Source organism: Tissierella sp. MB52-C2 (assembly GCF_030931715.1).
Lineage (GTDB): Bacteria > Bacillota > Clostridia > Tissierellales > Tissierellaceae > Tissierella.
On the sequence record NZ_CP133261.1, the window covers coordinates 2,834,453 to 2,846,679 of the forward strand.

Genomic DNA, 12,227 nt, shown 5'->3' on the forward strand with positions numbered 1-12,227 from the left:
TTTATCTTTTTTCCACATAAAAAAAGGCAGTCCTTAAAGATTATATTAAGAAAGCCTTTTGTCTTTTTTATTATTATTTATGATTTTGCTTTAAAAAATATGAGAGTGCAAATAAAGATTCATTTAAACGCACATTTTCCACTATTATATTATCAGGCACATTTAAGTCAGTCGGAGCAAAGTTCCAAATTCCTTTCACCCCTGCCTTAATAAATATATCCGTTATATCTTGAGCATACTCCTTTGGAGTAGTAATTATTCCTATGTCAACATTATTTTCCCTTATAAATTCAACCATATAGTCAACATCTCTTATTTCGATATCTCTAATTTTTAAACCTATTAATTTAGGATTTTTATCAAAAAGGGATAATACTTTAAAACCAGCATCTTCAAATCCTTTATAATTTGCAATAGCTTGACCTAGGTTTCCTGCACCTGCTATTACTGCTTTATATATAGTGTCTAATCCAAGAATCCTTCCTAGTTCTCCATGAAGTTCTTCTACGTTATATCCATAACCCTGTTGTCCAAATCCTCCAAAGTTGTTTAAGTCCTGTCTTATTTGAGAAGCTGTAAATCCAGTCATTTTACTTAACTCTTGAGATGAAATTCTGTTAATTCCTCGATCTATTAATTCACCTAAATATCTATAATATTTTGGTAATCTTCTTATAACTGTTATGGAGACTTTACTATATCTATCCATTATTTCACCACCTAAATAATATTTTTATATACCATTATATCATTCTGACATTAATATGTCAATTTTCAAAAAATATATTATTTGAATATTTAATCGTATTTTTGATACAATAATTACTGAAAGGAGTGATTGGCATGGCAAGCAAGGAACAATTAAGAAAAGTGGCCTTGTATTGTAAAGAATATGATCCATCAAGAAACGAACTGACATCTTCTGCTCGTACTTATGAGGATAAATATGAGAACTGTGTCAATTGTAACCATTATAATCAAGAAGGAAGATGTACATTAAATTTAATCGACCCTATATTATCTTCCATGGCAATGGAACTGAATTTAAAATCTTAAAATACTCCTATTCTTAGGAGTATTTTCTCTTATAATGCTTTTATATACTTATACCATCCACTGTTAAAGATTTTATCCATAGTACTTTACTAAGATCGATTTTTAGTTCGTCATTTCTAGTTATTAAATTTTGTGCAAAATATACTTCTATATCTCCTACATTGTATATGCGAAATCCACTTTCATTACTTGGTCTTCCCACCTTAACAGATGGTTCATACCTAGCACATCAACCTCCCCCAACTTGTACTGGCTTAATCTGTATCGAATTAGATTTCTTCTTTATATACTCCTTCGCCTTGTCACTAATATATATATCCATATTTCCACCTTTTCTAACAATGTTTTTTATTAATTATACCATATAGGGGTATTAAAGACAATGGAAATGAGTTTATTTTTTTGATACAATATACATATTATGATTATAAGGGGTGAAATATTATGTTAGTCCTTTCATGTAGTAATCTAACTAAAACTTATATAGTAGATACTATTTTAGATAGCATTAGTTTTACAGTAGAAGATGGAGATAAAATTGGAGTAATTGGATTAAATGGTTCAGGAAAAACTACTCTTTTTAATATTTTAAATGGAGATACCCCGCAGGATAGTGGAGATATATATATTCAAAAAGGTGTAAGAATTGGATACTTAAAGCAGCATACAAATATAGAAAGCACCAAGACCGTATTTGATCAGTGTTTAGAAGTATTTTTACCCCTAATAAAGATGGAAGAAAATTTGAGAAAACTTGAACATGAAATATCTCTAGAGGGTTCCAAGGGGGAAAGTGAAAATTTAAATATTCTAATGGAAGAGTATGCAAATATGTCTGAAAAATTTTTGTCCTTAAATGGATATGGATATAAATCAGAAATTAAAGGAACCCTCAAAGGCTTAGGTTTTAAAGATGAAGACTTAGAAAAGGAAGTTAATGTTTTAAGTGGTGGACAAAAGTCTCGACTATCTTTGGCTAAATTACTTTTAGAAAAGCCTGATATTCTATTACTAGACGAGCCTACTAACCACTTAGACATAGATGCCATTGATTGGTTAGAAAAGTTTTTAAAAGATTATAAAGGTGCAGCTTTGATTATATCCCATGATAGATATTTCTTAGATAATGTTGTAAATAGAATATTTCATATAGAACATCTAAAGCTAAATATCTACAATACAAATTATACTAATTTTATGAGTAGAAGAAAAAAGGATTTAGAAATTTATCAAAAACATTTTGAAAATCAGCAAAAAGAAATAAAAAGACAAGAAGAAATTATTCAAAGATTTAAGGCTTATGGCGGAGAAAGATACCATGGTCTTGCTGAAAGCAGACAAAAGATGTTGGATAAAATGAAACTACTAGATAAACCTATGGGAGAACAGCAAAGAACAAAGATCAAATTTGAACCTAAGATTAAGTCTGGAAGAGATGTATTAAGAGTTGAAAACGTGGAAAAATCCTTTGGAGACTTTAAACTTCTAAAAGATATAAACTTTAATATATATAAAGGAGAAAAAGTAGGTCTTATAGGAGCCAATGGTATAGGAAAGACCACTTTATTTAAAATAGTCTTAGGTGAATTGTCTAAGGATGGTGGCGAAATAACTTTAGGCCATCACGTTGAAAAAGGATATTTTGATCAAGAAATGACCAAGCTCAACTTGAATAAAACCATTATAGATGAGATTTGGGATGAAAATCCAACCTTTGATCATTATCAAATAAGAAGTATTCTTAGTCAGTTTATGTTCATAGGTGACGATATATTTAAACAGATTTCAGATTTAAGTGGTGGAGAAAAAGGTAGATTATCTCTATTAAAATTAATGCTTTCTAATGCTAATTTCTTACTAATGGACGAGCCTACTAACCACTTAGATATAGATTCTAAAGAGGTATTAGAGGAATCTATAATCAATTATGAAGGTACTTTATTTGTCATATCTCACGATAGATATTTCTTAAATAAGGTAGCAGATAAAATCTTGGAATTAACTAATGAAGGCATAAAAGAATATCTAGGAAATTATGACTATTATTTAGAGAAGAAAAATGAAGTGTTATATGAAGAAGATGAAGAAGATGAGAAGACAAAGACTCAAGTAAAATTAGAAAAAAGAAAAGAAAAAGAACTGTTAAAGGAAGAGAAATTTAAAAGAAAAGAAATCAAGTCTTTGGAGGAAGAAATATCAAGAAAAGAAACTCAATTAGAAGAATTAGATAATATTCTCTGTGATTCTTCCATATATGACAAACCAGAAAAGGTTGTCGAATTAACTAAAGAAAGGGAAAGTATACAAATAGAGCTGGATAATCTTTATAATCAATGGATTCTGTTGACAGAAGAATAATTCCACATATAATTCACACATTATACACAATACCCACAACCTTATCCACAGTACAAGGCCTATATTTTAAGGTTCTTTACATTTTTTCCACATTGTCCACATATTTTCATAGTAAGTCATATTTTTATATGTGGACAATTTGTGGAGAAAAATGTTGTTTTTTATTATTTTAAATCTAAATTTGGTATAACATTAAGGTAAAGATCTGATTTGTTCCCATTTTTATAATTGAAATATGCTGCGGCACCAATCATAGCTGCATTATCTGTACATAATATCCTTGACGGATATAGGATTTCTATACCTTCCTCTTTCCCTCTTTCTTCCATCATAGTCCTCAAGCCTTGATTAGCAGCTACTCCGCCAGCTATTACTATCTTTTGAGATTTTCTTTCTTTAGCCAATCTAAAGGACTTATCCACAAGTACATCTAATACTGCTTGTTGAAAAGACGCAGCCACGTCTTCTACTATAATTTCTTCAGATTTCTGGTGTTTTTGGTTTAAGCAGTTTAACACTGCTGTTTTTAATCCACTAAAACTAAAATCATAAGACTTTGGTTCTAACATTACCCTTGGAAAGTCTATGGCAGTTTTATTTCCCTTTTGAGCTAATTTATCTATAACTGGTCCTCCAGGATATGGAAGTCCCAAGGCTCTAGCTACCTTGTCAAAGGCTTCTCCTGCAGCATCATCCCTTGTTCTGCCTACTAATTCATAATCTGTATATCCATTTACTTGAACTAAATAGGTATGTCCACCTGATACTATAAGACAAGTAAAAGGAGGCTCTAAATCCTTATGTTCAATATAATTTGCACATACATGACCTTCAATATGATTCACTCCAATAATAGGCTTATTAAGTCCATAAGCTAAAGCCTTAGCTGTTGATATTCCAATAAGTAAGGCTCCAACTAATCCTGGTCCTTTAGTTACTCCTATTAAATCTATGTCATCGAAGCTGATTTTTGCTTCATCTATTGCTTCTTGAACTATATTATTTATACTTTCTATATGTTTTCTTGAAGCTATTTCTGGCACTACTCCACCAAATTTCCTATGAATATCTATTTGAGAAGATATTATATTAGATAAGACCTCTCTACCATCTTTAATGACAGCAACTGAGGTTTCATCACAGGAAGTCTCTATGGCCAATGTTAACATAATAAACACCTCTTAATTCTATAATTTTTTCCACATAATAAGTGCATCTTCATTGTCATCTTGATAATATTTGGGTCTAATTCCAGATTCTATAAAACCATATTTCTTGTATAAGTTTTTTGCCACTGTATTAGATACCCTAACTTCTAAAGTCATTCCCTTAATATCTAGCTTAGTACATAGGAAAATAAGTCCCTCAATTAAGGTATTTCCCACGCCTAATCCTCGATACTTACTTTTCACCGCTATATTAGTTATATGTCCTTCGTCTAGTATAAGCCATATACCGCCATATCCTACTACTACGCCATCTATTTCAGCAACGATATATTTTGCCAATTGGTTTTTAGTAATTTCCATTAAAAATGATTCCCTAGGCCATGGAGTAGTAAAAGCATCTTTTTCTATTTCCATTACATCATCTAAATCATTTTCGTCCATGTTGCGGATAATAATATCCATTATTTTTCTTCCCTTTCTCTTAGTTCTCTTTGAGCCTGAGACTCTCTTAAATATTCAGGAACTAATGTATAGAAGTCATTAGTTTTCCCCTCATTATATTTCTTTAGTGCTAACTCTCCTATACTGGTAGCCCTACAAAAGTTTTGACCGTTAGTTGAAAACTGTACCTTTTCTCCTAATTTCTCTTTAATTATATTCCTATGAAGAAGCCCTCCGTCTCCATTTACTATTAATCTATCATATTTATTAAGAATATCTAAAAGATCATTTATATCTAATACATCTGGCTCCATTATAGTCTCTAAATTATTTCCTTCCCATTTATATATCCCTGTATAGACTCTATCCCTTCTTGCATCTATCATTGGTACAATTATATTGTTGTAAGGTAGATTAAAAGCCAGTCCCTCTAAAGTAGATATACCTACTACAGGCTTATTGAATAAATGAGCAAAAGCTTTGACTGTTGCTACTCCAATTCTAAGTCCAGTAAATGAACCTGGTCCCAATGCAACTCCATAAAGATCAATATCACCAACCTTTAGTCCTAAACTATCTAGTAATTCCTTAATCATTGGAACTAATTTTTCTGAGTGAGTCTCTTCTTGATTTAAGGAGTATTCTCCCAATATTCTATTTTCATCTAATACTGCACAAGTTGCCATCATAGTTGATGTGTCTAAAGCTAATATTTTCAATTCTTCTCCAACTCCTTAGTTATCTCTGTATATCTATTACCAGAACCTGTAATATTTATCCTTCTCTCATCTATATCTTTACCCTTTTCTATATCTAATACTATTCTTTCCTTAGGTAAAAGTCTTTCTATTTTTTCTGCCCATTCTATAATACAAACTCCTTTTCCATAGAAATACTCATCAAATCCTAAATCATAAAGCTCCTCTACATTTTCTAATCTATATACATCAAAATGATATACTGGTATCTTTCCAGTATATTCATTGATTAAGGCAAATGTAGGACTAGTTATATAATCATAAACTCCAAGACCTAAACCTATGGATTTAGTTAAAGTAGTTTTCCCTGCTCCTAGGTCTCCATTTAAACAAAGAATATCTCCTTTTCTCAAAAGATTACCTAATCTAATACCAAACTCTTTAGTTTCTTCCAATCCATTTAATCTTATTTCCAAAAATATCAACCTTTCATTTGTATTGATAAAATTATTATAGCATAATTATTTTCACAATGCATATTCTACCCCTATTTATAGCAGATTTATTATTAAAAAATAGTGATAAATTTAATTTATAATTAGGGCTAAATTTAATTAATGTTTCTCAAGATTTTAAGGTATTTTACTTCTTATATTAAAATTATTAATAATAGTAAAATTACTATCAAATAGTTTAATTGTTATAGTCTCAAAATACACTATATAATGATTTATGAGATTTAGATTGTGAATTAATCCTCAATGATTATTTTATATTAATATGGAAAGGAGATTCAAGTGAGAAAAGAAGAAATGACCCCAAGAGAAAGAATGGATGCCTTTGCTAAAGGGCAAGAAATCGACCGTATAATCTGTGTACCAGATATGGGCGCTACTATGACACCCTTCATAGGTGTAAAAACAAGTGATTACTATCATTCAGCAGAACTTATGGCAGAGTTGGAAATATCATTATTTCAAAGGCTTCGCCATGATAGCGTAGGAATATCTACAAGCCTTAGAGGCGTGGCTGAAGCCATGGGTGCTAAGGTAGCCTATCCTGATTACAATATTTCCTATTTATTAGAACCAGCTATAAAATCTATAGATGAGATAGAATCCCTTAAAATTATTAATCCTTTAAAAGATGGAATTTTACCAATCTTACTTAAAGCCATAAAACTAACAAGAGATGCACTTATAGATAAAGTAGATGTAGGTGCTGCAATGTCTGGACCTTTTAGCGTTGCAGCCTCTGTAGTAGGAACAGAAAATCTACTTAAATGGATGATTAAATACCCTGAAAGGGTTCATACCCTAATGGACATAGTAGCTGAATCCAATAACAGATATATAGAAGAGGTTGCAAAATTAGGTATATCTATTAGCTTTGCTGATCCAGTTTCCTCCACTAGTCTTATAAGTCCAAAACAATTTAGAGAATTTTCCTTGCCTGCTCTTCAAACAAATATAAACAAAATTAAAGAAAAAACAGGAAGTGCTCCAGGCATCCATATATGTGGAACAAGTAAGGAAATCTGGGAAGACGTAGTAAATGCTGGAATTTCTAATTTCAGTATAGATAATATAGAGGACTTAGAAGAAGCTAAGGAATTAATGGGAGATAGAGTAATAATTACTGGAAATGTTCCTCCCGTTGATGTAATTCATGCTGGAAATAGAGAATCTATTTTTAAATCAGTTAAAGAATGTATTAGAAAAGGATATGATTCCAAAAAAGGATATATCTTGAGTACAGGTTGTCAAATTCCAATGCATACCCCAATTGAAAATATTGAGCTGTTCATGGAAGCAGGCAGTTTCTATGGAAAATATCCAATGGATTTAGAATTACTAACAAATAACTAACTAGGAGGACCTTATAATGGAAAAACTAAATGAAAAAAAAGGTAATGGAATAGCTTTATTGCCCTTTCTTATTTTTGTATCTGTATATTTAATTTCAGGAATTATACTACAAATTCAGGGAGTTGAAATGGCATTTTATCAATTTCCAGCTCCCGTTGCAGCAATTATAGGAATAATATTTTCTTTTATCTTAACAAAAGGTTCATTAGATGAAAAATTTGATATATTCATTAAAGGTTGTGGGGATGATAATATAATAATTATGTGTATTATATATTTATTGGCAGGAGCTTTCTCTTCTGTTTCTAGCACTATGGGTGGTGTTGAATCTGCTGTAAATTTAGGACTGACTTTAATACCAGCTAAATTTATTACAGTAGGAATATTTATAATATCTGCATTTATTTCTATTTCCACAGGAACATCAGTAGGTACTGTAGTGGCTCTAGGACCCATAGCAGTTCAATTAGTAGAAAAGGGTGGCTTAAACTTACCTTTAGTATTAGGTGCACTAGTAGGTGGTTCTATGTTTGGAGATAATCTATCTATTATTTCTGATACTACTATAGCTGCCACAAGAACTCAAGGAGTATCTATGAAAGATAAGTTTAGAGCAAATATTGGATTTGCAATACCGGCAGCTTTAGTTACGGCTATTCTTTTATTAATCTTTGGTAAACCAATAAATATTCCTGAGACTCAAGAATATGCTTTTAGTATAATTAAAATTCTTCCATATATATTTGTCCTAGTAGCTTCCATAGCTGGAATGAATGTGTTTGTAGTTTTAACTGGAGGTATTATTATATCTGGTGTCATAGGGCTAAGCTATGGAGACCTTAAAGTATTACAGTTTGTGCAGGAAATATATTCAGGATTTACAAAAATGTTTGATATTTTCTTATTATCTTTATTAACCGGTGGGCTAGCTAATATGGTATCTAGTGGCGGAGGACTTGATTGGTTATTATATAAAATAAATAAAAAAATAAAAGGCAGAAAATCTGCTGAATTAGGTATAAGTGCATTAGTAGCTCTTACAGATATGGCTACAGCTAATAATACAGTTTCTATAATTATAAATGGACAATTAGCAAAAGAAATATCAACAGAGCATAATGTAGACCCAAGAAAAACGGCTTCACTTTTAGATACATTTTCATGTATAATGCAAGGCATAATACCTTATGGCGCTCAATTATTGATAGCAGGAAGTTTTACCAATGGACTGGTAAGCCCTGTTCAATTAGTACCATATATATGGTATTGTTTCATATTGGCAGTATTCGCAATAACATCCATATTAACTCCTTTTGGAAATGGATATTTAAAAAGTAATTCTAAAATCAATTCATAAGAACTTATAATTATATAAATTCTATCTAAAAAGCTCTATATTTTGATTTAAGCATTTATCAAAATATAGAGCTTTTTCTTTTTATTTACTTATATTCAGCTATTTCCAATTTTAATTTTATTATTTATTGAATTTCAATGATGGCCTCATTTTCTAATATAGTTTTTTCATCATTATATTCTATTTTTTTCTCTTCTTCTATACTAGATATGGAGTATTCATCTATACTTTTCTGAAATTTATTCTTTTCTTCTGTAATTGTTTCTATCTCTTTCTTTAGCTGCTTTATTTTCACACCTTGCTTTATTTGTTTAATAAGGCCTAATAAAAGTACAATTAAAGCTCCTATAATAGCAGAACCTAAGATTACAACAGCTTGAGAAATCGTAAACTTAGTAAATAAGAAATTGATCTCAACACTCTTTGCATTTTGAATAGCAAATATTGCCACTAAAACAGAAAATAATAGCGATATTATGAATTTGAATTCCATGTTTACTTTAAGCTTCATCAAAATCTCCCCTAATCTAATACATCTCCTAGTTATAATTTATGACTATTATAATATAAATACTTTATTCCCACAAGTACTTATCTATCTATTTTGTTCTTTATAACTATGATTTGATATTTAAGTATGAAAGATATAAAGTCTATAAGGTTATTATTTTTTTGGTATTCAGATATATAGAACCTGTCCATATATTTCTATAGACAGGTTCTATTAATTTAATTACTTAAATAATTATATACATATGAAGTAATTATATCTTTAAATATATTGCTTCTTGAAATTCTCTCCTATGGCATCCGCAGTTAATATTGCTGCATATACATCTTCTGCTGTTACTTTAAATGGCATATAGTGAATAGTTTCACCTTCTACACAACTTAATTTTGCTGCTTCCATTAATTTTTCCTTTGGAACATTAGATATATTTAGATCTGCCAACGTAGTTGGAAGACCTACTTCATTACAGAAATATAGTACCTCATCTAATTCTTTCATAGGTACATTCTCTAATACTAATTGAACTAATACTCCAAAAGCAACTTTTTCTCCATGATAAAGATCATGAGCTTCCTCTATGACAGTTAATCCATTGTGAACAGCATGGGCAGCACCAAGTCCACCGCTTTCAAATCCAAGACCGCTTAGAAGTGTATTTGCTTCTACTATTTTTTCCACTGCCTTAGTTACAACCTTTTTTTCTACAGCTAACTTTGCCTTTAGCCCTTCGTTTATCAAAGTATCGTAACATAAATTAGCTAAAGAAATAGCCGCATCTGTAGCAAGTCCACCAGCCATAGTAGTAGAACTTGATTGTAAACTAGCTCTAGCTTCAAACTTTGTAGCAAGGGCATCACCCATTCCTGCAACAAGCAATCTTACTGGAGCAGATGCAACTGCTTCTAAATCAATCAATACAACATCTGGATTTTTCGGTAAAAGTAAGTATTCATCAAATTCTCCTTCATCTGTATACAATACAGATAATGCACTACATGGCGCATCAGTACTGGCAATAGTGGGAACTATGACTACTGGGAGATTTTGATAATAAGCAATAGCTTTTGCAGTATCATGAATTTTCCCTCCACCTATACCTATAATAGTATCTGCACCTATTGATTTCACTTCTTCTTCAAGTCTCTTTATCTCTCCTTTTGAACATTCACCATTAAATTTTGCAAAATGAACATTAGCAGAGTCTCCAAAACTTTCTTTCACAGTCTCTCCAAATCTTTTATAACCTGATTCACTAATTATAACAAAAAATGATTTTCCTAAATTACCTGTATGCTCCTTAATTCTCTTTAATTCTCCAGTACCTTGTATATATTTTCCTGGTGAAATTATAATCTTTGTCATAAGTAACACTCCTTTATCATTTTTAATTAATATACCCTTGTTTGGCAATTAACTAACAATTTATAAATATGTTTTATATGAAATTCTATAAGATAGATAATATAAAGGCTTTTATTCCTAATGATACAAAAACGACTTAATTTAAATTTAATCAAATTCATTACTGTTAAGGAAAGATGCACGTCAATTAAATAATAGTTTATATTTAAAACATCTATAATTTTGAAATATAATTCCTTAATAAGTTATGAAGGTGAAAGAAATTCTAGAGAAGCTAGCTGAGAAGAGGCATTAGATTATGTTGCCGATGGATTTTTGAAAGTAAAGGAAAACCATGAACCAGAGTCTCTAATTGGGCAAAGTCCAATACCAATGGTTTAACTGATGATGAAAATTGTAACTATATCTCTGGGTTTCCTATTTACAAAGCCTTATTGTGTGATGTGAAAAAATTAAACCAAGAGAAGGAATGATATTAAAGATTTTTATAAATTTACTCACTATATAAAACTTCCTAAACAAATAGATACTATAGTATCTATTTGTTTAGGAAGTTAATTAAAAACTATATGGAAATGATAACTTTGAACCAGTTGTAATACCTAATAGGACTAGTACCATTTTCTTTAGATATTTTAAACATCTTTTCTCATAAATCTTCTACCTTATCCCCAAAACACCCAATAATACAATCATAGAAGTTTTTCTTTCTTCTACTCCTCTATCATTTCCCATCCTCTAATCATACAAATATTTTCGATCTCACCTATAATCTCTTTAATCCTACTTATTTCAGCTCCCCAAGTAGAACTCAATAAGCCTTGACCTCCACCACCAGCAACTATATCAATTACACAATTATTCTCATCTTCTAATTTCAATATTAAACATACCATCAATTGGGAATTGTTTCTGAAATAATATTTTTCACTCATAAAAATGTAAATATTTTCTGCTGGTTTTAAATCATAATATCGAATATCATTACTTAATAATTCAAGCATTTTACCTATATTATTACCCTTTACTACTAATCTTTTACTATCCATAGAATCTCCCCTTTCCCAAAATTATCCTCCATATAATTTTATAGCATACTATGATAAAATATAATTAAATAATTTCCGGAGAAGTAATCCATATACACCAGTCCTTGGAAAAATTACAAATAGTAATAATAAAAATAATATTATACTTTTCTTCATATTCTCACTAAATAATTCTACTATTCATTGTCAATTCTACATCTTTTAAAATGCAACCCTATAATACACATTATATCATAAAAACAACCTATTACGATAATTAATCAAACTAGATACGTTTAATGTTCTTCACTTGTTCTTTTTACTTTAGGAATAAATGCCGTCAAGATTACCCTTACTATTAGATTTAATTTTTATTTAC

13 protein-coding genes are annotated in these 12,227 nt (G+C 30.3%); 4 read left to right on the forward strand and 9 right to left on the reverse strand.

What is annotated here, in order from left to right:
- Positions 1 to 73 precede the first annotated feature (73 nt).
- On the reverse strand, positions 74 to 709 hold the full coding sequence (locus tag RBU61_RS14515; RefSeq protein WP_308876212.1) for a redox-sensing transcriptional repressor Rex: 636 nt from the start codon (positions 707 to 709) through the stop codon (positions 74 to 76).
- Between the two features lie 134 nt (positions 710 to 843).
- On the opposite strand from RBU61_RS14515, the gene RBU61_RS14520 reads away from it, so the two are divergent.
- Entirely contained in the window at positions 844 to 1,056 is a 213-nt protein-coding gene (locus tag RBU61_RS14520) for a hypothetical protein (RefSeq protein WP_308876213.1), read from the forward strand.
- Between the two features lie 40 nt (positions 1,057 to 1,096).
- Here RBU61_RS14520 and RBU61_RS19630 read toward each other — a convergent pair whose 3' ends face one another.
- Entirely contained in the window at positions 1,097 to 1,378 is a 282-nt protein-coding gene (locus RBU61_RS19630; RefSeq protein ID WP_374212450.1) for a CC/Se motif family (seleno)protein, read from the reverse strand.
- 122 nt (positions 1,379 to 1,500) lie between these two features.
- Between RBU61_RS19630 and RBU61_RS14530 the strand changes: the two genes are divergently transcribed.
- A complete protein-coding gene (locus tag RBU61_RS14530; RefSeq protein WP_308876215.1) occupies positions 1,501 to 3,414 on the forward strand; it encodes an ABC-F family ATP-binding cassette domain-containing protein in 1,914 nt (637 codons plus the stop codon).
- 164 nt (positions 3,415 to 3,578) lie between these two features.
- Here the strand turns inward: RBU61_RS14530 and tsaD are convergent, their stop codons facing one another.
- The 4 genes from tsaD to tsaE are packed head-to-tail and all read right to left on the reverse strand — an operon-like array spanning position 3,579 to position 6,198.
- Positions 3,579 to 4,583: a tRNA (adenosine(37)-N6)-threonylcarbamoyltransferase complex transferase subunit TsaD gene (gene tsaD / locus RBU61_RS14535; protein ID WP_308876217.1), complete on the reverse strand. Its 1,005-nt coding sequence runs from the start codon at positions 4,581 to 4,583 to the stop codon at positions 3,579 to 3,581.
- 18 nt (positions 4,584 to 4,601) lie between these two features.
- Complete coding sequence (gene rimI, locus RBU61_RS14540; RefSeq protein WP_308876219.1) at positions 4,602 to 5,045, reverse strand: ribosomal protein S18-alanine N-acetyltransferase; 444 nt, start codon at positions 5,043 to 5,045, stop codon at positions 4,602 to 4,604.
- A complete protein-coding gene (gene tsaB / locus RBU61_RS14545; RefSeq protein WP_308876221.1) occupies positions 5,045 to 5,743 on the reverse strand; it encodes a tRNA (adenosine(37)-N6)-threonylcarbamoyltransferase complex dimerization subunit type 1 TsaB in 699 nt (232 codons plus the stop codon). Before tsaB ends, rimI begins: the two co-directional genes overlap by 1 nt.
- The gene (tsaE, locus tag RBU61_RS14550; protein WP_308876223.1) at positions 5,740 to 6,198 is read right to left on the reverse strand and encodes a tRNA (adenosine(37)-N6)-threonylcarbamoyltransferase complex ATPase subunit type 1 TsaE; all 459 of its coding nucleotides are present in this window, start codon (positions 6,196 to 6,198) and stop codon (positions 5,740 to 5,742) included. Before tsaE ends, tsaB begins: the two co-directional genes overlap by 4 nt.
- Before the next feature lie 321 nt (positions 6,199 to 6,519).
- On the opposite strand from tsaE, the gene RBU61_RS14555 reads away from it, so the two are divergent.
- Both RBU61_RS14555 and RBU61_RS14560 read left to right on the forward strand, forming a co-directional pair.
- Positions 6,520 to 7,590 (forward strand): uroporphyrinogen decarboxylase family protein, encoded by a 1,071-nt coding sequence (locus RBU61_RS14555; RefSeq protein ID WP_308876225.1) that lies wholly within the window; start codon positions 6,520 to 6,522, stop codon positions 7,588 to 7,590.
- Positions 7,591 to 7,606: 16 nt separating this feature from the next.
- Positions 7,607 to 8,947, forward strand: a complete 1,341-nt coding sequence (locus RBU61_RS14560) for a Na+/H+ antiporter NhaC family protein (RefSeq protein ID WP_308876227.1) — start codon at positions 7,607 to 7,609, stop codon at positions 8,945 to 8,947.
- Positions 8,948 to 9,071: 124 nt separating this feature from the next.
- Here the strand turns inward: RBU61_RS14560 and RBU61_RS14565 are convergent, their stop codons facing one another.
- The 3 genes from RBU61_RS14565 to RBU61_RS14575 form a co-directional block, all read right to left on the reverse strand.
- The gene (locus RBU61_RS14565; RefSeq protein WP_308876229.1) at positions 9,072 to 9,458 is read right to left on the reverse strand and encodes a LapA family protein; all 387 of its coding nucleotides are present in this window, start codon (positions 9,456 to 9,458) and stop codon (positions 9,072 to 9,074) included.
- 261 nt (positions 9,459 to 9,719) lie between these two features.
- Entirely contained in the window at positions 9,720 to 10,820 is a 1,101-nt protein-coding gene (locus RBU61_RS14570; RefSeq protein WP_308876230.1) for a glycerol dehydrogenase, read from the reverse strand.
- A gap of 713 nt (positions 10,821 to 11,533) precedes the next feature.
- Complete coding sequence (locus RBU61_RS14575) at positions 11,534 to 11,869, reverse strand: hypothetical protein (protein ID WP_308876232.1); 336 nt, start codon at positions 11,867 to 11,869, stop codon at positions 11,534 to 11,536.
- Between the last annotated feature and the right edge of the window lie 358 nt (positions 11,870 to 12,227).